Annotated in this window: 15 protein-coding genes; 5 read left to right on the plus strand and 10 right to left on the minus strand. The window is 74.2% G+C overall.

The features are described 5' to 3' along the window. The 4 genes from J8M51_RS31420 to J8M51_RS31435 all read right to left on the minus strand — a co-directional run bounded on the left by J8M51_RS31420 (window position 1) and on the right by J8M51_RS31435 (window position 10452). Entirely contained in the window at window positions 1-5688 is a 5688-nt protein-coding gene (locus J8M51_RS31420) for a type I polyketide synthase (protein ID WP_086761026.1), read from the minus strand. A gap of 74 nt (window positions 5689-5762) precedes the next feature. After that, window positions 5763-8297: an acyltransferase domain-containing protein gene (locus tag J8M51_RS31425; protein WP_086761028.1), complete on the minus strand. Its 2535-nt coding sequence runs from the start codon at window positions 8295-8297 to the stop codon at window positions 5763-5765. 380 nt (window positions 8298-8677) lie between these two features. Further along, a complete protein-coding gene (locus J8M51_RS31430) occupies window positions 8678-9529 on the minus strand; it encodes an ABC transporter permease (RefSeq protein ID WP_267299718.1) in 852 nt (283 codons plus the stop codon). 11 nt (window positions 9530-9540) lie between these two features. Beyond that, the gene (locus J8M51_RS31435) at window positions 9541-10452 is read right to left on the minus strand and encodes an ABC transporter ATP-binding protein (RefSeq protein ID WP_086752707.1); all 912 of its coding nucleotides are present in this window, start codon (window positions 10450-10452) and stop codon (window positions 9541-9543) included. A gap of 231 nt (window positions 10453-10683) precedes the next feature. Here J8M51_RS31435 and J8M51_RS31440 point away from each other — a divergent pair, with 231 nt between their 5' ends. Together J8M51_RS31440 and J8M51_RS31445 are read left to right on the plus strand one after the other, a co-directional pair. Next, entirely contained in the window at window positions 10684-11397 is a 714-nt protein-coding gene (locus J8M51_RS31440) for a GntR family transcriptional regulator (protein ID WP_256964054.1), read from the plus strand. A gap of 67 nt (window positions 11398-11464) precedes the next feature. After that, a complete protein-coding gene (locus tag J8M51_RS31445; protein ID WP_086752703.1) occupies window positions 11465-12631 on the plus strand; it encodes an NAD(P)/FAD-dependent oxidoreductase in 1167 nt (388 codons plus the stop codon). A 19-nt stretch (window positions 12632-12650) separates the two neighbouring features. Here the strand turns inward: J8M51_RS31445 and J8M51_RS31450 are convergent, their stop codons facing one another. Both J8M51_RS31450 and J8M51_RS31455 read right to left on the minus strand, forming a co-directional pair. Beyond that, entirely contained in the window at window positions 12651-13817 is a 1167-nt protein-coding gene (locus J8M51_RS31450; protein ID WP_086752701.1) for a hypothetical protein, read from the minus strand. Between the two features lie 54 nt (window positions 13818-13871). Next, window positions 13872-16346: an ATP-binding protein gene (locus J8M51_RS31455; protein WP_267299628.1), complete on the minus strand. Its 2475-nt coding sequence runs from the start codon at window positions 16344-16346 to the stop codon at window positions 13872-13874. Window positions 16347-16537: 191 nt separating this feature from the next. Here J8M51_RS31455 and J8M51_RS31460 point away from each other — a divergent pair, with 191 nt between their 5' ends. Next, a complete protein-coding gene (locus J8M51_RS31460) occupies window positions 16538-16921 on the plus strand; it encodes an SH3 domain-containing protein (RefSeq protein WP_267299629.1) in 384 nt (127 codons plus the stop codon). A gap of 546 nt (window positions 16922-17467) precedes the next feature. On the opposite strand, the gene J8M51_RS31465 is transcribed toward J8M51_RS31460, so the two are convergent. From J8M51_RS31465 to J8M51_RS31475, 3 genes are all read right to left on the minus strand, one after another. After that, window positions 17468-18685, minus strand: coding sequence for an NAD(P)/FAD-dependent oxidoreductase (locus J8M51_RS31465; protein ID WP_267299630.1), 1218 nt, complete (start codon window positions 18683-18685; stop codon window positions 17468-17470). A 169-nt stretch (window positions 18686-18854) separates the two neighbouring features. Beyond that, window positions 18855-19799, minus strand: coding sequence for an RNA polymerase sigma-70 factor (locus tag J8M51_RS31470; RefSeq protein ID WP_086760146.1), 945 nt, complete (start codon window positions 19797-19799; stop codon window positions 18855-18857). Window positions 19800-19876: 77 nt separating this feature from the next. Further along, on the minus strand, window positions 19877-20824 hold the full coding sequence (locus J8M51_RS31475) for a DMT family transporter (RefSeq protein ID WP_086760187.1): 948 nt from the start codon (window positions 20822-20824) through the stop codon (window positions 19877-19879). Between the two features lie 21 nt (window positions 20825-20845). Here J8M51_RS31475 and pdxR point away from each other — a divergent pair, with 21 nt between their 5' ends. Together pdxR and J8M51_RS31485 are read left to right on the plus strand one after the other, a co-directional pair. Next, window positions 20846-22348 carry a MocR-like pyridoxine biosynthesis transcription factor PdxR gene (pdxR, locus tag J8M51_RS31480; protein ID WP_086760148.1) on the plus strand — a complete coding sequence of 501 codons (1503 nt, stop codon included), beginning with the start codon at window positions 20846-20848 and terminating at the stop codon, window positions 22346-22348. 266 nt (window positions 22349-22614) lie between these two features. Then, a complete protein-coding gene (locus tag J8M51_RS31485) occupies window positions 22615-23076 on the plus strand; it encodes a hypothetical protein (RefSeq protein ID WP_143673330.1) in 462 nt (153 codons plus the stop codon). Window positions 23077-23208: 132 nt separating this feature from the next. Here the strand turns inward: J8M51_RS31485 and J8M51_RS31490 are convergent, their stop codons facing one another. Then, window positions 23209-24771 (minus strand): RICIN domain-containing protein, encoded by a 1563-nt coding sequence (locus tag J8M51_RS31490; RefSeq protein ID WP_267299631.1) that lies wholly within the window; start codon window positions 24769-24771, stop codon window positions 23209-23211. Window positions 24772-24817: the final 46 nt, after the last annotated feature.

Consider the following 24817-nt stretch of genomic DNA (forward strand, 5'->3'; position numbering starts at 1 on the left):
CTAAAGACGCTGGTGGTTCGACGGCACTCCGCTGTCGGCGGAGCGCATCTGCTGGAGGACCTCGAAGAGTTCGTCGTCGGACGCCGAGGTGAGGTCCGCGGACGCGAGGTCCATCGGCGGTGATCCGTCCGTGCCGGTGACCAGGAGGTCCGGGCCGACGCGGTCGTCCGTTCCCGTGCCACCCGACCACCGGGACACCAGCTCCCGCAGCCGGCGGGCGACCGACTCCCTGGCCTGGCCATCGGCGTGCTCGGCGAACGAGGTCAGGAACGCCTCCAGCCGGTCCACCTCGGCGAGGGCGGGTCCGGCGGAGGCGACGACGTCCGCCGTACCCGCGGCCAACTCGGCGCACAGGTGGTCGGCGAGCGCGGCGGCGGTCGGGTGGTCGAAGATCAGGGTGCTCGGCAGATCGACGCCGGTGGCCTCGTGCAGCTTCTCCTGGAGGTCCAGGCTCGCCAGCGAGTCGACGCCCAGATCGACGAAGCCCCGGTCCGGGTCGATGTCCTCGGCCGTCCCCTCGCCCAGCGCCCGCGCCGCGTGCGCCCGGACCAGGTCGAGCAGCGCCCGCCCGCGCTCGGCCTCGGACATCGCCCGCACGCGCTCCGCGAAGGAGGAGGCCGCCGCCACCCGGCCGTTCACGTCGGTGCCGTTGGTGCTCGGAGTGGTGGGGGTGCTGGGGATGGCGGGTGCGCCCGGTCGCGGCACGCTCCCGGAACCCGCCCCGGAGCCGCCGTCCACCAGCGAGCGCAGCATCGGCAGGAGCCGTCCGGCGGAGTGCCGCTGCCTCACCTGGCCCATGTCGAGCCGCAGGGCGACGAGTACGGGCTCCTCGACCGCCTCCGACGTGACACGGGCGGTGTCGAAGAGGGCGAGCGCGTCCCGCGTGGGCAGGGCGCGTACACCGTCCCGGCCGATGCGGGCCCAGTCCGCCTCCGTCAGATCCCCGGTCAGGGCGCTGCGTTCGGCCCATGGCCCCCAGGCCAGCGACAGACCGGGCAGCCCCTGGGCGCGCCGGTGGCGGGCGAGGGCGTCGAGGAACACATTGGCCGCCGCGTAGTTCGCCTGCCCGGCGGCGCCGAACGTGCCGGACACGGACGAGAACGTCACGAACTCGGCGAGGTCGAGCCCGCGCGTCAGCTCGTGCAGCCGCCAGGCCGCGTCCACCTTCGGCCGCAGCACGGCGCCGAGCCGGTCGTCGGTCAGTGAGGCGAGGACCCCGTCGTCCGTCACACCGGCGATGTGCACGACGGCGGTCAGCGGATGCTCCTCCGGCACACCGTCCAGCACCGCCGCCAGGGCGTCCGCGTCCGCCGCGTCGCAGGCCACCACCCGCACCTCGGCCCCTTCGGCGGTCAGTTCCGCCGCCAACTCGGCAGCCCCCGGCGCCGCTTCGCCACGCCGCCCGGTCAGCAGCAGACGCCGGGCTCCCCGGCCGACCAGATGCCGGGCCACCAGCCCGCCCAGGGTGCCGGTCCCCCCGGTGATCAGTACGGTGCCGTCGGGGTCGAGGGCGGACGGCGTCCGCGCGTACGGCGCCGCCGCCGCTGCCTCCGCCAGGCGCGGCACCCACAGCCTCCCGTGCCGTACGGCGATCTCCGGCTCATCCCGCAGGGCGTCCAGCGCCTGTGCGAAAACCTCCGGTGCCGGCGTCTCCCCGTCGGCGAGGGACAGCAGCCCGAACCGGCGCGGGTGCTCGCCGCGGGCGCTGCGGACCAGGCCGCGTACGGCGTCGTCGACAAGGCCGGCCTCACCGTCCCGCTCCCGTACCACGGCCACCAGCCGGCTCGCGGTCGGCGCCTGCACGGTGAGCCAGGACCGCAGCGCGGCCAGGACACCGGAGGTCGCCGTGTGCACGGCCCCCGGGACATCCGCGAGGTCACGCTCCCCGGTGATCGGCAGCAGGGTCACGTCCGGCGCGCGTGCCCCGGCCGCGAGCGCCGCAGCCAGCTCGGTGAGGCCGCTGTACCGGGTGTCCACGGCCACCGGCAGTGCCCACGGCAGCGCGTCCGGCCCTCCGAGCGCGGCGACCACTCCGGCGTCGCCCGGCAGACCCGGCCCGGCGTACGGCACCCACCGGGTGCGCAGCAGAGTGCCCGCACCCGCATCCGAGTCCGCACCGGCATCCGAGGCCGTACCCACAGCCGCACCCGCACCCGTGTCGGCACCGGCACCGGCACCGGTATCGGCGCCGACCCGTCCCCGACCGATGGGCCTCAGTCGCAGCGCCGTCACCGCCACCACCGGCGCACCGACCGTGTCGACGACCTCCATGGACACCGAAGTACCGCTGCCGACACCGGCGTCGGCAGCGAGGGCGCTGTCGTCCACGCCGGCGCCATGAGCCGCCTCGCCCGCGGGCGCGAGCCGGACCCGCAGCACACCCGGTCCGGTGGCGCCCGACACCGTCACACCGTGCCAGACATAGGGGACCAACCGCCGCTCCACCGCCTCGGGGTTCGCCGCGTACCAGGCCTGGAGCGCGGCGTCGAGCAGGGCCGGGTGCACTCCGTGACGCCCGGCCTCCTGCCGCGCCCCCTCCGGCAGGGCGACCTCGGCGAACACGTCGTCGCCGCGCCGCCACACCGCCCGCAGGCCCCGGAACGCGGGCCCGTACTCGATTCCATGGGCCGCCGCCCGCCCGTGGAAGCCGTCGATGTCGACGTCGGCGACGTCCACACCGTCGGCGCTCGCGGGCGGCCAGGTGACCAGGTCGGGCCGGGGGGCCGCAGGGCCCGCGCCCGTCGTGTCGAGGGTTCCCGTGGCGTGGCGCGTCCACGGCCCGTCCGGGCCGGGCCGGGAGGAGAGGGTGAGGCCTCGGCGTCCCGTCGCGTCGGTGCCGGTCAGCCGGAGGCGGATCGCCCGGCCCTCGCGCGGATCGGCGGACAGGTCGAGCGGGCTGTGCAGGGTCAGGTCGGCCACCCGGTCGCAGCCGGTGAACTCGCCCGCCCACCGGGCCAGTTCGAGCATCGCCGTGCCCGGCAGCAGCAACCGGCCCGCCACCTTGTGGTCGGCGAGCCACGGCTGAGTGGCCGTCGACAGCCGGCCGGTGAACAACAGGCCGCCGTCCTCCGGGAGTTCCACGGTCGCCCCGAGCAGCGGATGGTCCGCCGGAGCGAGTCCGGCCGCGGCGGTGTCGAGGACGCGGGGGCCGTCCTCCAGCCAGTGCCGGCGGCGCTGGAAGGCGTACGTCGGCAGGTCGGCCGGCGGGCGGCCCGCCAGCAGCAGATCGGGGAAGGCCGCGGGCCAGGCCACGGCCGTGTCGCCCACATGCAGCCGGGCCAGCGTGGGCAGCAGGTCGTCCGCACCGCTCGCCCCGCCCACCGGAGAGACCACGACCCGGGCCGTACGACCGTCCCTGGCCGTACGACCGCCCTGGTCCGCGCGTTCCTCCCGGGCCACCTGATCGTCCTGGTCCGCGCGCTCCTCCGGGTCCGCCCGATCCTCCAGCGCCGCCGTGAGACGGGGAGCGACGGCCGAGGCGGCACCGACCTCCACGAACAGCGTGGCCCCCCGCGCCCGCAACGTACGGACGGCGTCGTCCAGCGGTGTCGAGGACGTCCCCAGCAGCGGTATCCGGCCCTCGTCGGGCTCCACCCCGAGACCGCGCGTGGCCCCGCCGCCGTGCGCCACCGCCTGCGCGCCCTCCTTGAGCGACAGCGCGCCCGATACACAGGCCGCCGCGATCTCGCCCACACCCTCACCGACCACCGCCGAGGGCTGTACGCCGTGCTCCTCCCACACCCCGGCGAGCGCCACCAGCACCGCCCAGCGCACGGTCGGTGCGGACCCCGGGAAGGCACCGCCGCGCAGCGCGTGGTCGCCGACCTTGGCCAGCGCCCGCTGGCAGTGGGCCAGCCGCCGGGAGAACGCCGGCGAGGTCAGGACCAGCCGGGCCGCCCAGTCGAGGTCGCGCGCCAGGCCGTGGTCGGAGAGCACCAGCACGGTACGGCTGTCGGAGGTGACCCGGCCGTGGAACAGGCCGGGCGCCGGGCGGCCCTCCGCCAGCGCCGTCAGGCCCGCGAGCAGTTCGGCCCGGTCGGAGCCGAGGACCACCGCCCGGTGCTCGAACACCGACCTGCCGCGCGCCAGCGCGGCACCCACCTCCGCACGCGTCAGCTCCGGACGCTCCCGCACATGCGCCGCCAGCCGCCCGGCCTGCGCCCGCAGCGCGTCGCCGCTCCGCCCGGACAGCACCCACGGCACCCCGGTGGGCCACGTCCGTGACTGGTCCGCTTCCGCAGGCGGCTCGGGATCGGTGCCCGGCTTGGGCTGTTCCGGCTGCTCCAGGATCAGATGGGCGTTGGTGCCGCTGACGCCGAACGACGAGACGCCCGCCCGGCGCGGACGTCCCGCGTCCGGCCACTCCCGGGCCTCGGTGAGCAGTTCGACCGCGCCCGCCGACCAGTCCACGTGCGGGCTCGGCGCGTCCACGTGCAGGGTGCGCGGCAGCAGCCCGTGCTCCATCGCCTTCACCATCTTGATCACACCGGCCACTCCGGCGGCGGCCTGGGGGTGCCCGATGTTGGACTTGAGCGAGCCGAGCCACAGGGGCCGTTCGGCGGGGCGGTCCTGGCCGTAGGCGGCGATCAGCGCCTGGGCCTCGATGGGGTCACCGAGCTTCGTACCGGTGCCGTGCGCCTCCACCACGTCCACGTCGGCGGGCGCCAACCCCGCCCGTTCCAGGGCCTGTTGGATCACCCGGCGCTGCGCGGGGCCGCTCGGCGCGGTCAGTCCGCTGCTCGCGCCGTCCTGGTTGACGGCGGAGCCCCGGACGACGGCGAGGATCCGCCGACCGCCGCGGCGCGCGTCCGACAGGCGCTCCAGCAGCAGCATCCCGGCGCCCTCGCCGAGCGAGGTGCCGTCCGCGGCGGCGGCGAACGGCTTGCACCGCGCGTCCGTGGCCAGCCCGCGCTGCCGGCTGAACTGCAGCAGCCACAGCGGGGACCCGATGACCGTCACCCCGCCCGCCAGCGCCAGATCGCACTCGCCCGCCCGTATCGCCTGCGCGGCCTGGTGCAGGGCCACCAGCGACGAGGAGCAGGCCGTGTCGACGCTGATCGCCGGCCCTTCGAGGCCGAGCGTGTACGCGATCCGGCCGGACGCCACACTGCCGGTGCTGCCGTTGCCGAGGTAGCCCTCGTACTCGTTGGGGGAGTTGCGCAGCCGGCCCGCGTAGTCCTGGGAGATGACGCCCGCGAAGACACCGGTACGGCTGCCCCGCAGCGACGCCGGGTCGATACCGGCCCGCTCGACGGCCTCCCAGGAGGTCTCCAGGAGCAGCCGCTGCTGCGGGTCGGTCGCCAGCGCCTCCCGGGTGCCCATCCCGAAGAACGCCGGATCGAAGGCACCCGGGTCGTCCAGGAAGCCCCCCTCCCGGACGTAGACCGTGCCCTGCCGCGCCGGATCGGGGTCGTACAGGCCCGCGTCCCAGCCCCGGTCGGTGGGCAGCGGCGCGATGACGTCCCGGCCCTCCGCGACCACGCGCCACAGGTCCTCGGGGGACTCGACCCCGCCGGGGAAGCGGCAGGCCATGCCGACGATCGCGATCGGCTCACGGGCCGACTCCTCGACATCCCGAAGCCGCTGCCGGGTGTGGCGCAGATCGAGGGTGAGCCGCTTCAACGTGTCGATGACCTTGCCGTCGCCGGTCGTGGCACCGGCCGTCCCGTTCTTCGCACCGCTCGTCATGGGGCGTGGCCTTTCGTGTGCGTGGGGGGCTTTGCGCTTGTTCCGCTGTTCCGCTGTTCCGCTGTTCCGCTACGTCATGACCGGCGCAGTTCGTGGTCGGCGAGGTCGAGCAGCTCCTCCAGGGACACGTCCCCGAACTCGTCCTCGCCGCCCGGCGCCAGCCGGTCCAGCAGCTCCCGCAGCCGTGCCGTCACACGCTCCCGCCCGGGAACGCGCTGCGGGTCGTCGTCACCGTCGTGCAGCAGACCGGAGGCGACCAGGTCGTCTTCCAGAGCGTCGAGCCGGTCGAGCACCGCCGCCTCCGCGCGCCGCCCCGGCCCCGGCCCGCTCCCGGCGGTCAGCAGCTCCTCGACGAGACGCGCGACGGACGCGGGGGTCGGATGATCGAAGATCAGCGTCGGGGGCAGCGGCAGCCCGGTGGCCCCGACCAGCCGGTTGCGCAGCTCCACCGCCCGCAGCGAATCGAAGCCCGACTGCAGGAAGCCGTCCTCCAGGGCGACGGAATCCGGGTCGTCGTGCCGCAGCACCGCGGCCACGTGGTGCCGTACGAACTCCTCGGCCGCGTAGGCCCGTTCACCGGCCGTGAGCCCGGTGAGCGACAGCCCGTCGGGGCCGGGGGCGGCGGGATTCGTGCCCCGGCCCGGTACACCGTCGGCCGCCTCAGCGCGGGCTTCCGCCCCCACCGCCGAGCCCTCGGCCCGGTCCGTCGCCTCGGCGCCGAAGGGGTACGTCGGCAGGGCGATACGCCGGCCGCCACGCCCCCGGAAGAACGCGGCCCAGTCGACGTCGACCCCGCGTACGTGCAGCCGTGCCATCGCCGTCAGCCACTCCGTGACCCCGTCCTGCCCCCGGCGCAGGGTGCCGACGACCCCGGACGCGGCGGCCCCGGGCCCCGCGCCGGCGTCCTCCAGCGTCTCCTGCACCCCACCGAGCAGCACGGGATGCGGGCTGATCTCGACGAACGTGTCGTGCCCGGCCGCCCACAAGTCACGTACGGCCGTCTCGAACCGGACCTCGGAGGCGAGGTTGCGGAGCCAGTACGCGCCGCCCAGCCCCGTCGTCCCGAACTCGCCGCCGGTGACGGAGGAGTGGAAGGGCACGGTGGCCGGAGTCGGTACGATCGCGGCCGTCCCGGAGAGGAACGCGGCGGAGTCGACGGCCACCCCCGGTGTGTGCGCGGCGAGACCGAGGTTCAGCCCCGTGGCCGGTACGCCCCTGGCCGTGAGCCTCTCGACGACCTCGGCCACGGCGGTGCGCTCCCCGCCGAACAGCACGGAGCGAGGACCGTTGCTCCCGGCGAAGTGGACGCGCCCGCGCAGCTGTTCGGCGTCCAGCAGCGGACGGAGTTCGTCGGGCGACAGGGCGGCCGCGGCCAGTTCGCCCGCTCCGGCGGCCTCCGCCTGCATCCGGCTCCACAGGACGACCACCCGCGCGGCCTCCTCCAGCGTCAGCGCACCCGCGACATGGGCGGCGGCGATCTCACCGAGGCTGGCGCCGACGACGGCCGCGGGCTCCACCCCGCACGACCTCCACAGCGCGGACAGCGACACACTCACCGCGAACAGGACCGGCAGGACGACGTCCACGTCCTCCAGCGACGGCGCGCCCGGGGCACCGTGCAGCACCTCGTCGAGCGACCACGCGACGAGAGGTTCGAGGGCCCGCCCGCACTCCTCCATCCGGGCACGGAACACATCGGAGGCGTCCAGCAGGTCCAGCGCCATGCCCCGCCACTGGGACCCCAGTCCGGGGAAGACGAACACCGCGCGACCGCCGCCCTCGGCCCTCGCACCGGGTTCCGTACGGAACAGCAGCGGGACGGACCCGCCCTCGGCGACGGCCCGCAACCCGCGGACCACGTCCGTCCGTTCGGCGGCGAGGAGCACGACCCGTCGCCCGAGTCCGGTCGTACGGGTCGTGGCGAGCGACCCTCCCAGGTCGACCGGCGACAGTCCGGGATCGGCCTCCAACCGGGCGAGCAGATCGCGGGCCAGTGCCGCCACGGCGGCGTCGCTCCGCCCGGACAGCACGATCGGCACGACCGGCGCCGGCGGCAGGGGCGGGAGCGCCTGTCCGCCGCCGGTGGCGCGCTGACCGTCGGACCCGAACGCCTCCACGGGCGCGAGCACCCGCTCACCGGCCCGTACGGCGGTGGACTCCCTCCGCAGGACCACCACCGCGGCGGTGCCGGAACCCGCCACCGCCACCTCGCACCTGCCCTGGCGCAGCTGCTCGGCGGCCGAGTCGACCGCCGTCACCGGCAGGTCCGCGCCGAGCGTCACCCTGGGTCCCCGCCCCCAGCCGAGATCGCCCCCGACGAGCGCCGCCAGCCCCTCGGAGCCGTCGCCGTCCCCGGCCTCCGCCGCCACCAGGAACACACCCGCGGCGGAGTCGCGCAGCGCACCGGGAACGATCCCGGCGTCCTCCAGCGCGGCCCACACCAACCGCAGCGCACCGAGCCGCTCCTGGGAGGCGCCTCGCACGGAGTCCCCGAAGAACGCGGCGACCCCGTCGGCCGCCCACGACACCCGCCTCCCGACCGGTCCGCCCCCGTCGGCCCGCCGTACGGCCTCGGCAGCCCCTTCGAGGGCGGCCAGCCCGACGATCACGACCGGCGTCTCGTGGCTGCCGGAGCCGCAGGCAGGGTCGAAGTCGGAATCGTGGCTGTGGCTGTGGCTGTGGCTTCGGCCAGGGCATGGGCCGTCGTCGGGTCCGGGATGGGGCCGAGGCAGTCTGCTGATCACGCCGTGGTCCGCCTTCTCGTCACGGTGTCGTCGGGCGCGTGGACCGGCGGTCGCGTCCGCGCGGCCGTCACCGGCTCCCGAACGCCCCGCCACCCCTTTGCTTGATCGACGACACCCTGACGGCGCCCGCTTGACCAGACCTTGAGACTGGCTCGACACCACCGCGGAGACACGCCGGACGAGCGGGGAACTCCAGCGCGGGACGCCCCGCGGGACACCGGCGGGAAGGTGCCGACAGGCCCTGGCTAGGCGGGAGCCGAGCCGCTCCGCTCCGCCTTGCGGTGGCGGGCCACGAGGCGGGAGCCGGACTCGCGGCGGGCCGCGCGGCGCAGCAGGACCAGGGCGAGGAAGAACCCCAGCACCGCCCAGGCGGTCAGCACCAGGGCGACCAGGGGCAGTTCCCAGGAGCCGGCCGGTTCGGCGGAGCGCGCCGAGTCCGGGAGCAGCGCCGAACGCAGGCCCTGCGCCATCCACTTGAGCGGGAAGACCGCGCTGACCCGCTGCACCGGCTCGGGAAGCGCGGCGATCGGGAACACCACCCCGGAGGTGAGCAGCAGTGCCATCGTCGGCAGCATGATCAGCGCCAGCGCCTCGCGGGGGTTGGGCAGTACGGCGCCGATGGCCGCGCCGAGCGGGACGACGGCGAGCAGCCCGAGCGCGGTGACCCACAGCAGGGTCAGCCAGGCGCCAGGACCGCGCGGCAGCGGCCCGTCCACCAGCAGCGCCGCGGACGCGAGGAGCAGGGTCAGGGTGCCGACCGCCACGGCGACGATCAGCAGGCACTTGGCGATGAGGTAGGCGGGTATCCCGCCCGGTGTGGCGCGCAGCCTCAGCAGCGTGCCCTCCTCCCGCTCGGTCACGAGGATCTGCGGGAGGTTGATCAGCCCGACCTGGAAGAGCAGGTAGGCGGCGAAGCCCGCGAGCACCAGATGGGTCATGGGGGTCCGGGTGCCGGGCACGTCGTCGCCGAGGTAGGCGGCGACGAGCAGCGCGACGGCCACGTTGGTCAGATGGCTGCCCATCTCCTTGCCGTTGCGCGCGAAGTGCCGCAGTTCGATGCCGGCTCGCTGGAGTCCGGCCCGCCGGCTGTTCTTCATGAGTGCCCGGTTCACGCGGCCTGTTCCTCCTCGTCGGCGGCCTTGTCCGCCTTGGCCGCGTCCTGGCGCACCATGCGCAGATAGGTGTCCTCCAGCGTCGGGCGGCGGACCTCCAGGCCGGCGATCGGGCCGTCCGCGTCCCGGTGGAGTTCCCACACCAGACGTGAGGGGTCCTCGGTGCGTTCGCGGCGGGGCGTCCCGTCGTCGGCGGTCCAGCGGACCTCGGCCTGGGCGGCGGCCCGCCGCGCGAGTTCCGTGGGTGTGCCGAGGGCCCGGACCCGACCGCCGACCAGCATGGCGATCCGGTCGGCGAGCCGCTCGGCCTCCACCAGGTCGTGGGTGGTGAGCAGCACGGTGACGCCCTCGTCGCGGGCCAGCCGTTCGACCAGGACATGGAAGTCGTGCCGGGCCTGCGGGTCGAAGCCGGTGGTCGGCTCGTCCAGGAAGAGGAGTTCGGGACGGCCGACGATGCCGAGCGCGACATCGAGCCGCCGGCGCTGGCCGCCGGAGAGCCGGTCCACCTGTTGGCCCGCCTGGTCGGTGAGGCCGACCAGGGCCAGCAGGTCGGCCGGGTCGCGCGGGTCCGGGTAGTACACCGCGAAGTGCCTCAGCAGTTCACCGACCCGCCAGCGCCGGTGGTCGCGCCAGGACTGCAGGACCAGCCCGATCCGGGCCCGCCACGCGTCGCCGCCCCGCTCGGGATCCTCACCGAGAACGCTCACCTCGCCGCCGGACCGCCGCCGGAAGCCCTCCAGGATCTCCACGGTGGTGGTCTTCCCGGCGCCGTTGGGCCCGAGCAGCGCGAACACCTCGCCGCGGTGGATGTCCAGGTCGACGCCGTGCAGGACGTCGACCGCGCCGTACGTCATCGTCACCTCGCGCGCGTGGACGACGGGTCCTCCGGGAGTGTGCTGCCGCGTCATCGCGCCGCCCCCGCGCGCCCACCGCTCGCGCGGCGTACCGCTCGACCCCGTCGTACGCCGACGTACTCACGACTCACGTCCCGCCTCCGATATCCGTCGTCTGTCAGGAAAGTCATCCTCGAATTCCCCGGCAGGCGAGTCAACGCTTCTCCCGTGCAGGCGGGTCGGGCAGGTCCGATCCATATGTTCGCGCTTATTGACCGGTCAATTCACCTTTTGTACGGTCCAGTCGTGACCGGGCCGCTGCACGTGAGGATCAGGCGGGAGTTCGAGGCGAGGATCCGGGACGGTGTTCTGCCGCCCGGCTCGCGTCTGCCGAGCGAGGCGGACATCCGCGCCGAGTACGGTGTCAGCCGTGCCACGGCCCAACGGGTCCTCAACGACCTGGCCGGGGCGGGGCTGGTGGTCCGCCGACGACGCCACGGGACGTTCGTCGCTGAGGTGACGCGGCAGCTCGATCTGCTCGGCTTCGTCACCCCGGCGGTGGCCGCGAAGGGAGTGCCGGGCAGACACGACGTGGTGTCCGCGCGGATCGTCAGGGCCGCCGACGCCGTCCTGGCCCTCCCGGGCGCCCCGGCCGACACGGCCGTCGTCGAACTGGTCCGCCGCAAGTTGGACGTGCGCGAGGAGCCGCAGTCGGTCGAGCGGCATGTCGTGCTCTTCGCCGCCGCCCCCGACCTGCTGCAGGAGAACCTCGACGACGTGGTCACCCTCGCGTATCTGCGACGCCGGGGGGTGCCGATCGACGCGATCCGGCTCTACCTCGACCCGGTGGTCCTCGGTGAGCACGACGCCGCCCTGCTGCACAGCGAGAGGGGAACGCCGGCGCTGAGGAGGCGCAGGGAGTCGCGTGCCGCCGACGGGAGTGTGGTCGAGGTGGTCACGACCCTGGTCCGGCCGGGAACCGCCGAGTTCTTCCTGGAGCTTCCCGTACCCGACATGTGACCCACCCACCATCTGAACCACCCGAGATGTGAGCAGCGTGCCGCTGCCGGAGAGGAAGGGCGGACGAATGAAGGTCATCGTCGTCGGTGCCGGGGTCCTCGGTGTGAGCGTCGCGAGGGAACTCGCCGTCGCCGGTGCGGACGTCCTCCTGCTCGATCGGCGGGGAGCCGGCACCGGCACGACCGCGACGACGTTCGCCTGGACCAACTCCAGCCGCAAGCCCGACCCCGCCTACCACCGGCTGAACCTCGCGGGGATGCGGGAGCACGCCAGGCTCGCCGGACAACTGCCCGGCCCGCCCTCCTACTTCCGCAGCGGCGCGCTGCAGTGGGCGGACGCGGCGAACGAGCGGCGGCTCTCCGACAACGTGGCACGGCTGCGGGCCCTCGGCTATCCCGCGCGGTGGGTCACCCCCGCCGAAGCCGTACGGCTCGCGGGCGGCCTCCGAGTCCCGGTGTCCATCACGGCCATCGCCCACTTCCCCGACGAGGGTTACGTCCTCCCGGGCCGCTTCCTCGGCAACCTGCTGGCGGACGCCGAACGGCACGGGGCGACGTACACACTCGGTGAGGTCCGGGCCGTGGACGACCGGCCGGACGGGGTGACGGTCACCCTGGCCGGAGGCGAGGTCCACACCGGCGACCGGGTCGTTCTCGCGGCAGGGCGCTGGACACAAGACCTCGCCGCCCGGGCCGGGATCGACATCCCGATGGTGACCGACACCGGACGCGGAGCGCAGACCGTGGGACTGCTCGGCCACGTCAGGTCACCGGAGATCGACCTGCGCTGTGTGGTCCACAGCCCCGGCCTCAACCTGCGCCCCGACAGCGACGGGCGGACGGTCGTACAGGCCCTCGACCTGAACGCCGGCATCGACCCGGCCGACCCGCCCTCCTCCGACAGTGCCGTCGCGCGCACCCTGGCCCGGCGGCTCACCGCACTGCTGCCCGAACCGGTCCGCACACCGCGGATCGACCTGCGCATCGGTCTCCGCTCACTGCCCGCGGACGGTCATACCGTCGCCGGGCACGCCTCCGTGCAGTCCCGTGTCTACTGCCTCGTCTCCCACAGCGGGATCACCCTGGCACCGGTCCTGGGGCGCCTGGCCGCGGCCGAGATCTCGACCGGCCGGACACATGACCTGCTCGCCGCCTTCCGGCCCACCCGGTTCACCGGCGTGGAGCGCTCGGCCGTCGAGGTGGACCAACGCGCCACCGGCCTGGGCGAGCAGTAGCCGGCCGAGCGCGCGGCGGTCACCAGTCGCGGACGGACTCCACCCCTTCGATCAGCGCCGCGCGAGCGGCGGTCAGATCCTGTCCGGTGGACGTCCGCGCTTCGTCCACCAGGAAGTCGAGGGCGTCGAACAACTCCTCGCGTTCCACGGTCTCGATGAAGGGTGAGCGGCTGTCCAACTCGTTGAAGGCGACGGCGAAGGCGCGCCCGATCTCCGTGACGTCGCCGTGCCGCCCGTCGCCGTGCTGCCCGTCGCCGGTGACCGCGGTGAGGAAGGCCTCCCGGGTGGCCCTGTACCGGGCGACGGCCCCGCGATACCCGGCGTGGGGAATGTGCTCGCGGCCGTCCCACTCGCGCAGCGGATTGGCGGCGTTGGCCGCCACCCAGTCCGGCTTACGGGCCCCGCGGACGTCGAGCTGTACCCCGTGCCGCACGTGGGGACGCCAGGCCTTGCGCATCGCGGTCGCGTAGTCCGCCGGAACGCCGTTCAGCCACACCTCCTCCACCTCCGTGGCACGGGCCGGAAGGAGGCAGTCGGCGGCGTCCATCCCGAACAGGTTCCGGATCGTGAGCCCTTGCAGCAGCGGCAACCGGTTCAGGGCCGCCGCCGAAGTGAGCGTGCCCAGGTTCCCCGAGAGCGTCAGGCGGGTCAGGTCCGGGAAGTCGTCGGCGAGCCGGGCGCAGTCGAGCCGGCCGATCCCGTGGACGGTGAGGTGCCTGACGGCCGCCCGCCGGGAGCCGGGGAGGCGTGCGCCGACCAGCTCGTCGGCCGCGCACGTCAGGGCGTACGGGGCGGTCCAGTCCCCGCGGTCGCCGCTGTCCCAGTGCCGTTGCCGGGCCAGTTGCTCGCCCCGTCCCCACCCCGAGGTGTAGGCGTTCGAGGGCTCGGTCACCAGCGGGGGCAGGGAACCGATCACCGTGAAACTTCTCGGCAGGACCCACCCGTGGTTGGTGTGCGCGAGCGTGCCGTTCCAGCTGTGGTGCGTGAGCCGGAGCGGCCGTACGCCGTCCAGGTCGGCGACGGTCGCGGGCCCGGGCCCGGACCAGTCCAGTTCGGCCACCTCGGCGCACTGGTCCGCGGCGTCGACGGCGGTGATCTGCGAGGCGGTCCAGGCCTCCAGCGCCTCCGAGTACACCGTCACGACATCACCGGCGGTGATCGGTCTCGGAGGTTGGTCGCGTGCCATGGCCGCATGCTAACGGCCGGCCGCCGGCCCACCGAGTGCGGGGCCACCGCCGCCTCATCCATGGAGGGCGTCGGGCGGAGCCGTGTCCGCGAACGGCGCCGAAGCCCCTTCCGAAGCCCTCTTCGGGGGAGTCCCCGGAGCCTCCGCCGCGTCCAACCGCGCGCGGATCCGCTCCGCGCCCCCGTGGCCCAACTGCTCCAGCAGTTCCAGGGCTTCGTGCCAGCACTCCATGGCCCGGGCCCGGTCGCCGAGGGACAGCTGGGCCTCGGCCAGGTGGTCCAGGGTCTCCGCGATCTCGCCCAGATCACCGCGCTCCCGGCGCAGACGCAGCGCGCGGCCGAGGCAGCCGATCGCCTCGCGGTGGTCGCCCAGGTGATGGTGAGCGCTGCCCAGGCTGTTCCAGGCGGCGCCCTCGCCGTCCCGGTCGACCAGGTCCCGCACGATGTCCAGGGACTGCCGGCAGTAGTGGACGGCCTGCCGGTGGTCGCCGACCATCGACAGATGCCAGCCGATCTGGTTCAGGACCCTGCCCTGCCCGATGCGGTGACCGGCCGTCTCGAACAGGTCCAGCGCCCGCTGCGCCAGGTCCAGCGCGTCCGTGTGCCGGTGCCGGCGGCCGAGGACGGTGCTCATGTTGCGCAGTGCCTGGGCCTGGGCCACCGGGTCGTCCAGGTCGCGGGCGAGGCTCTCGGAGTGCCGCAGGAGGACGAGGGCGTCCTGATGGCGGCCCTGGCGGGAGCGGACGCGGGCGAGGTTGCGGAGGGTGCGTGTCTCCCCGACGGTGTCACCGGAGCGTCGGGCCGCGTCCAGCGCCTGCCGGTGCGTGGTCACCCACTCCTGCCAGTGGCCCGCCAGGTCGAAGAAGGCGGTCATCGTCCAGGCGAGCTGCCAGGCGTGGGACTCGAAACCGCTCCGGGAGGCCCGGCCCACCGCCGCGGTCAGGTTCGGCAGTTCCGCCGCGAACCAGGCCGACGCCCGCGCGGGGACGGTGAGTTGCTCCGGTACGACCGTGGCGTCCGGCTCCGTCAGGGGTATCGGGTCCCGGTACCAGCTGAGGGCGTCCGACGCCGTGGCCGCGCTGTGCAGGTAGTGGTCGAGGAGACGGCGCAGGGCGGTGCGTCCGTCGTGCTCCGGGTCGTGTTCTCCGGTCAGTTCCGCGGCGTACGCGCGAAGCAGGTCGTGCAGGGTGTAGCGGCCCGGCGCGTGCTGGTTCAGCAGGTGCGCCCGCGTCAGCTCGCCCAGGTGCGGCCGTACCTGCTCGGGGCTCAGGCCCGTCAGACCCGCCGCCGCCGGGGCGGTGATGTCGGGGCCGGGATGCAGCCCGAGGAGCCGGAACAGCCGGGCCGCGCCGGGGCTCAGGCGGTGGTACGACCAGGAGAAGACGGCCCGTATGTCCGTCGCGGGGTCGTCGTCGGTGAACGGGTCCAACCCGGCGTCGGAGCAGTTCAGTTCACGGGCGAACTCGGCGAGCCCGAACTGCGGATCGGCTGCCGCGCGGGCGGCCACGATCGACAGGGCGAGGGGGAGACGGGCACAGCGGTCGATGATGTCCGCGACCGCCGCGGGCTCCGCCGCCAGCCTGGCGGGACCGAGCCGGCGGGCCAGCAGTTGCCGGGCCTCGGGCTCGGTCAGGAGGTCCAGGCGCAGCGGCCGGGCGCCGTCGGCCGCGACCAGGCCGGTGAGCTGGTTGCGGCTGGTGACCAGGGCCAGACAGCCGGGCGCACCGGGCAGCAGCGGTCTGACCTGCTCGGCGTCACGGGCGTTGTCCAGCAGGACGAGTACCCGCCGCCCGGCGCACAGGCCGCGGTACATGTCGAACTGCGCCTCCGGAGCGGCCGGGACGCGCTCGGCCGGCACCTCGAAGGCGTCCAGGAACCTCCGTACCGCCTCCGCCGACGTCATGACCTCCCCGGTCGCGTGGAAGCCGCGCAGGTTCACGTACAACTGCCCGTCCGGGAAGCGGGCGGCCACCCGTGACGCCCAGTGCACCGCCAGGGCCGTCTTGCCCACACCCGCGGTGCCCGCGACGGCGGAGATCACCATGGCCCCCGGGCCGGTCCCGGTGTCGGCCCCGGACTCGGTACGCCACTGGTCCCGGCTGTCGTCCAGGAGCACGTCCAGCTCCGCCAGTTGCGCGGTACGGCCACTGAAACCCGGGAAGGGGGCGGGCAGTTGGGCCGGAGTCGCCAGGGCCGCCGTGCGACCGACGATCACCCGCTTCTCCGGAGCGGTATCCGGTACCGGGGGAGTCGACCCCCGGGGCGGTGGCGGGAGGCCGTCCGCCGTCCGCCGGAACTCCTCCCGACCCGCTCCCGACAGCGCCAGCGCGTCCGCCAGCTGCCGCACCGTGGCAGGCCTCGGGCGCTCGATACGGCCCGTCTCCAGATGGCAGATCGTGCGCACGCTCACGCCCGCCCGTTCCGCCAACTCCTCCTGTGTGAGCCCCAGTCGGCGCCGGTGTCCGCGCAGCACCTCGCCCAGCATCGGCACCCCCGGCACTGCTGTGTCCCCCCACTCGGTCGCCCTCACCCTCCCACCCCGCGCCCACGGTCGGGTGAGAGGGCATCAGGCCACGTGCGGGGCGAACTCGGCGCGGTTGCCGGTCAGTTGCGTGCCGCTTTCCTGGCCGCCCCGGGTGTCCCGCTGCGACTGTTTGCCACGTCGACACACATTCGTACGCCATCGCACCACCCTCACGGATTCCACACACAGGAGGAAAAGTGACCTTGCGCCTCGGATCCAAGCTGGCCAGATACGCTCTCGTGAGCGCGGCCGTGACCGTCGTCGCCGTTCCGGTGACCGTGCTCGCCACCGCCGGGCCCGCCGCCTCGGCGGCCTACTGCGGCCGGACCGTCTCCGACATGGACAACAGGTCGTGGCCGAGGCAGACGGCGGGCGTCAGCGCGAACCAGCGCAGCGGCTCCAGCGCGGACTGCGGCGTCACGGGCTACGCCGACAACCGGAACGTCCTGGACTACCACTGCTGGACCGCGGGCGACGGCGGGAGCTGGACCTACCTCAGGAACGACAGCGACGGCACCTCGGGATGGGTCAAGGACACCCTGCTGCCCGACGGCGGCTCCCGCATCTGGTGCGGCTTCTGACCGACGGCCGCACGCCGCCGGGAGCCTCGTGGGCCGTCCCTGCGAGGATTCCGCCGGCTCTTTCCCCGGCTGCGACGACCGGCCGATCCACCGCCGGAACGGCTGTACCGGTCCGGCCCGGTCCTTGCCGCCGCCGGTCGCGCTCCGGTCCGCCGGCCGCCCGTCCGGGCCGGGCGACCCGATGACGGTCAGGGCCGCGCGGTCCGGCGGGGCATGGGGGGCGATCGAGTATCTCGATGTACATGATCCGGTCGTCCACGACGTCCGGGATCAGCATGCCCTTCGAGGGAGAGAGGCACACACCGATGGCCGGGGCCGTACGGCCGCCCCCGCCGATGGTCTGCCGTCCGGATGCTCCGGCAGAAGCCGTCCCCGCAGCCGCACTCGTCGACCAGCCGTAGATCCGCCGCGCGGACGGCCGGGGCATGCTCTCCCTCGACCTCCAGGAGAACGGTCAACTCGGCGACGAGATCCGGGAAGACGTCGCGAACGAAGGGCTGGTCCGGCTCCATCAGCGGATGGTAGCCGGAACCGGCGCCGTACGGCTCAGGCCGCGGCCTCGGCCGCCGGGTCCAGCTGACCCGTCGGGCTCACCCCGTCCGCCGGCCGCACCGTACGGCGGCGACGGACCGGCACCCCCACGGTCGGGTGGGCGACGGCCCAGGCCGCGCCCTTGCAGATGATCTCCTTGTAGAAGGCGGCGAGGCGGCCGGTGAGGGCCTTGGGGACGGCCTGGTCGTCCGGGGTGACGAACTGGATCAGGCCCTCCTTGCGGCCGAGCGAGACGCACTGCTGGACGTAGCGGATCGGCACCGTCGGCAGCTTCGCGCCGGTCAGCCGGGCCGCGAGGGCGTCGGCGGCCTGCCACGCCGTGGGGACACCGGAGGCGCACGACATCCGCAGCGGCTTGTCGCCGGGCCCCATCACGAGGGCCGCGTCACCGATGGCGTACACCTCGGGGTGCGAGACCGAGCGCATGGTCGCGTCGACCACGATCTGACCCGTGCCGGAGACCTCCAGCGTGCTGGCCCCGGCGATCGGGTGGACGGCGAAGCCGGTGGCCCACACGGTGACCGCGGCCGGGACGGGCGCGGAGTCGGTCAGGACGCGGTCGGCCTCGACGGCGGTGACGGCGGTGTGCTCGTGCACGGTGATGCCGAGCCCGGCGCAGACCTTCCGCAGATGGTCCCGGCCCTTGTCGGAGAGCCAGTCGCCGAAGCCGCCGCGGGCCACGAGGGCGACGTCCAGGTCCGGGCGGTTCTCGGCGATCTCGGTCGCGGCCTCCAGGCCGGTGAGTCCGCCGCCGACGATCACCACGGGCTGTCCCGCCTCCAGCCGGGCCAGCCGCTCGCGCAGCCGGAGCGCTCCACGCCGGCCGGAGATCTCGTGGGCGTGCTCGGCGGTGCCGGGGACACCCTGGGGGTTCCAGCCGCTGCCGAGGGCGTAGACGAGGGTGTCGTACCGGAGTTCCCGCTCCCCGGCGCCGTCCTTGTCGACGACGGTGACGGTCCTGCGGTCGGCGTCGATGCCGGCGACCTCGGCGAGCCTCACCTCGACGCCGGTGCCCGCGAACATCTTGTCGAAGGGGCGGGCCTTGAGGTCCTGGCCGGCCGCGAGCTGGTGCATCCGGACGCGTTCGACGAAGTCGGGCTCGGCGTTGACGAGGGTGATGGCGACGTCCGCGCGGTGCAGCCGCTTGGCGAGGCGGCCGGCGGCGGTGGCTCCGGTGTAGCCGGCTCCGAGGACGATGATGCGGTGCTGCATTTCCTGCTCCTGTCTGCGCGGGTCCGACGCTTGCTTGCTCGGTGACGCCCCTTGAACCGGGCAGCCCGCGGTTTCCTGACAGGATCGGAATGTGAAGCAGGTCACACTCTCACCGGAGGGTGTGACCTGCTTGGTCGAAGGCGCGGTCAGACCCGCGCCACGGCGTTCGTCAGAAGGCGTGGAACAGGGGCTCCCCGTGCTCGGTGGCCGCCCACACCTCGGTCGCGCGCTCCAGCTTGTCGGGGTTGACCTGGCTGCGGAACGCGACGATGCCGTCCGGGCCGATCTCCAGACAGATCACCCCGACGACCCGGCCGTCGACGACCGCCAGGACCGCGGGGCCGCCGTTGGCCGTCCAGATGTGGATCTCCGGTGAGCCGCCGACCAGGGCCCGCTTGACCGGGGCCGGCTTGAACAGGCCCCGCATGAACTTCGCGACCGCGATGGCCCCTTCGAACGCCCTGGCGCGGGCCGGGACCTTGCCGCCGCCGTCGCCGACCGCGATGGCGTCCGAGGTGAGCAGTTTGACCAGCGGCTCGGTCCGCCCGCTGGTGGCCGCCGCGAGGAACTCCTCGACGATCCGCCGGGCCGCCGCCTCGTCGATCTCCGTACGGGCCTTGCCCGCCGCCACGTGCTTCTTCGCCCGGTGGAAGATCTGCTGGCTGGCGGCCTCACTGATCTCGACGATCTCGGCGATCTCCCGGTGCGGATAGTCGAAGGCCTCCTTGAGCACGTACACCGCCCGCTCGTTGGGCGTGAGGCGCTCCAGCAGCGTGAGGACCGCGTACGAGACGGATTCGCGCTGTTCGGCGGTGTCGGCCGGGCCGAGCATCGAGTCGCCGGCCAGCAGCGGCTCGGGCAGCCACTGGCCCACATAGGTCTCCCGGCGCGCCCGGGCCGAGGTGAGCTGGTTGAGGCACAGGTTGGTGAGCACCTTCGTCAGCCAGGCCTCGGGCACCTCGATCCGGTCGACGTCGGTGGCCTGCCAGCGCAGGAACGTCTCCTGCACCACATCCTCCGCCTCGCCCGCCGAGCCCAGCAGACGGTAGGCGATCGCCTCCAGCCGGGGCCTCGTCGCTTCGAACCGGTCCACGTCGTCCATCGTCAGCGGCATGACCCGAATCCTAGGCCGCGTCCGCGCAGTCCCGCCGTCCGCCCGGAGGGCGGGCCCAGGCGTCGCGGGGCGGACGGCTATCGGGAGCGCGTCGGGGCGGGCGGGGGACCGGCCGGGGCCGTGCCGTCGCGCTCCGGGACCTCTTCGACGGGCACACCCCGGGGCCGCAGACCGACGACCAGGCCGACGATCACCACGGCGATGCCCAGCCACACCGACGGTCCCGGCACACCGGTTCCCGACAGGGCGCCGACGACCGCCGCCGAGAGCGGCGCGATGCCGGTGAGCAGTCCGGCCCGCCCGGCACCGACGGAGCGCACCGTCGAGTACCACAGGACGAACGCGACCGCCGTCACCATCAGCGCCAGATGACCGACGGCGGCCCACTGCGTCCCGGTCAACTCCCCTACGGCGGACGGTTCTTCCCGTACCGCGCCGAGGACGGCCAGCATCACGGCGCCCAGCCACACCGCGTGCACGGACACCCCCCACGGGGTGTGCCGCCGCAGCACCGGCACCGCGAGCAGCGTGAACGCGGCCTCGCAGGCCAGGGCGAGCGCCGCCCAGGCCACCCCGACGGCGTCCGTGCGGCCCGTCCCCTGCACCAGCACCGCGCCCGTCATGACGACCGGCGCCGCCAGCAGCACCTGCCGACTGGGCCTGCGCCGTTCCAGTACGGGACCCACCACGCCGAGCACCAGCGGGACGCAGGCCACCGCGACGGCGACGACCGCGGGCTCCGCGTGCGCGACACCCCGCACCACGGCCACGTTGAACAGCACCAGACCGGTGAGCGCGAGCCCGCCCAGATACAGCCACTCCCGGCCGCGCGGCCACACCAGGCGGGCACCGGCGAGCCGGGCCATGACGAGGAGGATCACCGTGGCGGCCGTATACCGGACGGCCTGCGTGCTGAACAACGGGGCGTCGACGAGGGCGTGCGAGACGGTGACGCTGCTGCCGACCAGCACCATGCCGACCATGCCGGGCACGAGCTGGGCGAACGGAGGGGAGGGGGTGTCCATGGCGACCACCCTGCCCCCACAATGGATGCCATGGGCAGGTCCACGACACCACGGTCCGAGGGGTCCAAAACACGCTCCGCGAGCGGTTCGGACTTCCTCCAGCTGGACATCGGCCAGGCACCGCCCGGCGGTCGCACCACCTGGCTCACCGACCGGCTGCGGTCCGCCATCACGGACGGCCGGCTGCCCGTCGGCACCCGGCTGCCCGCCAGCCGCGTACTCGCCGAGGAACTGCGCGTCACCCGGGGCGTGGTGACCGAGGCCTACCGGCGGCTCGCGGAGTCCGGCCAGATCGCCGGTCGCGGCCGACACGGCACCGTCGTCGTCGCGGCACCCGCCGCGCCCCGCGCCCACGCCCGTGACACGGCGGGGCCCGGTCCCGCGCTGTTCGGCTCGGCCGACCGCGAAGGCATCGTCGACGCGCTGCGCGCCCTGCCCTGCCGTATCGACCTCTCCCCGGGCGTCCCCGACCTCGCCGCCTTCCCGCGCACCGCCTGGCTGCGTGCCGAACGCGCCGTCCTCTCGGGCGTCACCCCGGCCGACTTCGGCTACGGCGACCCCCGGGGCGCCCCCGCGCTGCGCCGGGCCGTGGTCGGCTGGCTGGCCCGCAACCGCGGTATCCGCGCCGACGCGGACGAGGTCGTGATCGTCGCCGGGGTCGCGCAGGCCCTCTCCCTGCTCGGACGACTCCTGCGGGCGGAGGGGACCCACCGTCTCGCCGTCGAGGACCCCGGCTCCCTGGGCGCACGCCAGCAGCTGGAGTACGGGGGCCTCACGATCGTCCCGGTCCCGGTGGACGGCGACGGGCTCGACGTGGGCGCCCTGCGTGCCTCGGGTGCCCGAGCGGTGCTGATGACCCCGGCCCACCAGTTCCCCACCGGTGTGGTCCTCGGCGGGGAACGCCGCCGCGACCTGCTGAGCTGGGCGGCCGAGGGCGGCGTGGTCATCGAGGACGACTACGACGCCGAGCACCGCTACGACCGGCCACCGGTGCCGGCGCTGCGCTCGCTGCTGCCCGAGGGCGTCTGCCACACCGGCAGCGTCTCCAAACTGCTCGCGCCCGCGCTGCGGGTGGGCTGGCTCCTCGTCCCCGCGCACCGGCACGACGCCGTCGTCGCCGCGAAGCGCTACGCCGACCTCGGCAACGGCGTCCTCACCCAGCTCACCCTGGCCCACCTCATGGACTCCGGCGAACTCGAACGCCATCTGCGCCATGTCCGGCTGCGTCACCGCCGGCGCCGGGACATGATGCTGCGCGCCGTCGAGACGCATCTGCCCGGTGCCCGTGTGCACGGGGCTGCCGCCGGCCTGCATCTGATGATCAGCTTCGAAGGCGCGCGGGCCGGCTTCCACGACAGCGACCTCGCCGCGGCCGCCCTCGCCCGGGGCGTCAAGGCACACCCCCTGTCCTGGCACCGGATGACCCCCGGCCCGCCCGGCCTGGTCCTCGGCTACGCGGCCGGCCCCGCCCACGAGATCGACGAGGGCATCGCCCTCCTCGGCGAGGCCCTGCGCGAGATGTGACGCCACCGGCAGGGACCGGCAGGGACCGGAAGGGACCGGAAGGGAAGAGCCGACCCCTGCCCGTGCCGACCGCTCGGCACCCTCGGACGGCCCCGCACCCTGCCCCTGGCATCCCAGCGCCGTCCCAGAGGCTTCCCGTTTCCGCAGGTCGACAGGGGCGGGACGGTCCCACCGTCCCGGCGGGGCGGCAGCGGTTGCCGTCGAACGCCCGGCGCCCTGGAATCACTGGACGTCGTACCTGAATGTCACCCACCGAAGGAACCCATGTGAACAAGCCCCGTATGGGCCGCGCGGCCACGGCCCTGGCCGTGCTGATCGGCAGCGGCGCCCTTGTGTTCGTCCCCGCGTCGGCGGCCTCGGCCACCGAGGACGACTGTGACGGCATCGCCGTCGTCGGCGTCTTCCGCGCCGTCGAGTCCGGAGCCTCGTTCGACTTCCGCGGCCGCCGCGTCGAGCTGCAGAACGAGTCGGCGCTCGACCGCTACAGCCGCGCGGAGATCAAGTCCGGCCGCAAGGCCGGCGACCGGCTGTGGGTCGACCGCAGCTTCCGCTCGTTCCCCAACTTCAAGGGCGTCAAGGCCGACCAGGACGCGAAGCGGGACGGCTGGAAGATGTGCGGCCCCTACACCGGCAGCCGCACCCAGTCCGTCTACAACGCCGACTACGCGGCACGCGCCTGCGGGGAGTTCGACGGCATCACCAAGTGCGGCAAGTGGTGGGTGGACTGACCTGTCCCGCCGGCGGTGCCCCGAAGCGGTGCCCCGCCGTGTGACCGCACCCCGCGAGGCCGCCACCCCGTCCCACACGGACGGGGTGGCGGCCTCTCGGGCTGTCCCGGACCATCCCCGCCGCGGCGACCCTCAATCCCCGGACGTGGACGTTCCCGAGGCCGGCTCGACCAGCCAGCGCTGTTCCGCCTCCCCGTTCCGGGGACTCGGTACGAGGATGGTGTCGGCCTCGGGCGAGGCGGGCGCGATCACGAGGTCGCTCTCGTCGCGGGTGAGGAGTTCCCCCTCGGGGCTGAGGTCGAAGCGGAGACCGAACGAGACATCGCCCGAGGAGTCGCAGAACTCCAGATCCAGCACCTCGTCGTCCCCGCCGGCGTCCAGACACAGCTTCGGCTCCGCGAGATTGCGCAGCAGCCCGTCCTCCAGGTAGGTCCACCGCTGCGTATCGGAGGCCGAGCAGGCGGACAGGGTGACCTCCGCGCCACGCTCGGGCGGCGTCCCCCGGACATCCATGCACAGGTCGGCGGCGGCGTTGCGCAGTCGGCCGCTGTCCGGGGGGACGGGGAGGCCGGTCGAGGTCGTGGGCGACGCGGGCGACGGCGTGGGAGTGGGCGTGGGCGTGGGCGTGGGCCGCTGGGTCACCGGAGCCGTCGAGGAGCTGTCGGACGACGTACCGGCCACGACGAGCGCCGCCGCGACAGCGGCCGAACCGACGGCGATCCCGACGATGAAGAACTTCCTGCCCCTGCGGGCCGGAATCGCCCGGGGCCTCCCCCTCCGCGCGGGCCGCTGCGGCGTCGGCGCGGCGTCCGAGGGGCGGGCGTCGGGTGCCCCGGCGGCCGTGGCACCGGACGCCGTCCGCGCCGGCCGTGCCCGGCACGCGGCGAGATAGGGGTGGGCACTGTCGCCGAGGAGCGCTTCGGCCAGCAGGACGCCCGGTTCCGTGGCGCAGAGCCTGAGCTGCTCGGCGGTGTCCTGGCAGTAGGAGCACCGATCCAGATGCAGTTGCACCTCGGGCAGCGTGGAACCGGCACCGTGCGAGGGCGCGTCGAGGAGACGGCTGTAGTCCCGGCACTCTCTCCCGGCCGAATTCTCGACATGGGTGCGCAGGAGCGCCGAGCGCAACTGCTCCCGCGCCCGGTCCAATTCGAAGGGGGGTATGTCCCCCTCGACACCGAGCAGGGCCGCGGGAACGGCCGACGGTTCGGCCTCCACCTCCAGATGCCACAGAACGTACTGCGTGGTCCTCGGCAGCCGCAGAAAGGCGACATGGCTCAGATGCCGGTTCTCGGTGACCGAGGGCGGTGACGGCCCGTCGCCCTCGGCGGTCCCCGCCCGGTCGTACGACACCCTCGGGGCGGCGCCTGTCTGTGAGCGCGCACGCGCGCTGTCCCGAACGGCGACGAGCAGGCGCGGACGCAGGGCATCGGTGGACCCGGCCCTCTGGAGGTCCCGCACCACATGACGGAACGACGCGGAGGCGAGTACGCGCGCGAGGGCGGACGAACCGAAGGCGCAGATCTCCGCGTAGTCGGAGACCGCGGGCCCGTGGCGCGCGATCAACGCCGCGACCGGCGTCGTCCCTTCGACGGTCCGGGACATCCGCAGCGCGGCGACGAGGGCGTCGTCGGACATCCCCGGAGCGGTCTCGGGGTCGGGAGCCTGGCTTGCGGGAAGCGGGTCGGCGAAAGACACAGGGGCTTTCCTTCTCCCAGGGCGCGCTGGGCAGCCTCATCCCGGG

Origin of the sequence: Streptomyces griseiscabiei (assembly GCF_020010925.1) — a bacterium.
Classification (GTDB): Bacteria; Actinomycetota; Actinomycetes; order Streptomycetales; family Streptomycetaceae; genus Streptomyces; species Streptomyces griseiscabiei.

What these genes read in the sequence shown, in the direction of transcription:
- J8M51_RS31420 (WP_086761026.1), bottom strand. Translation starts at nt 5,688, where the DNA reads ATGACGAGCGGTGCGAAGAACGGGACGGCCGGTGCCACGACCGGCGAC.
- J8M51_RS31430 (WP_267299718.1), bottom strand. Translation starts at nt 9,529, where the DNA reads ATGAAGAACAGCCGGCGGGCCGGACTCCAGCGAGCCGGCATCGAACTG.
- J8M51_RS31435 (WP_086752707.1), bottom strand. Translation starts at nt 10,452, where the DNA reads ATGACGCGGCAGCACACTCCCGGAGGACCCGTCGTCCACGCGCGCGAG.
- J8M51_RS31445 (WP_086752703.1), top strand. Translation starts at nt 11,465, where the DNA reads ATGAAGGTCATCGTCGTCGGTGCCGGGGTCCTCGGTGTGAGCGTCGCG.
- J8M51_RS31450 (WP_086752701.1), bottom strand. Translation starts at nt 13,817, where the DNA reads ATGGCACGCGACCAACCTCCGAGACCGATCACCGCCGGTGATGTCGTG.
- J8M51_RS31465 (WP_267299630.1), bottom strand. Translation starts at nt 18,685, where the DNA reads ATGCAGCACCGCATCATCGTCCTCGGAGCCGGCTACACCGGAGCCACC.
- J8M51_RS31470 (WP_086760146.1), bottom strand. Translation starts at nt 19,799, where the DNA reads ATGCCGCTGACGATGGACGACGTGGACCGGTTCGAAGCGACGAGGCCC.
- J8M51_RS31475 (WP_086760187.1), bottom strand. Translation starts at nt 20,824, where the DNA reads ATGGACACCCCCTCCCCTCCGTTCGCCCAGCTCGTGCCCGGCATGGTC.
- pdxR (WP_086760148.1), top strand. Translation starts at nt 20,846, where the DNA reads ATGGATGCCATGGGCAGGTCCACGACACCACGGTCCGAGGGGTCCAAA.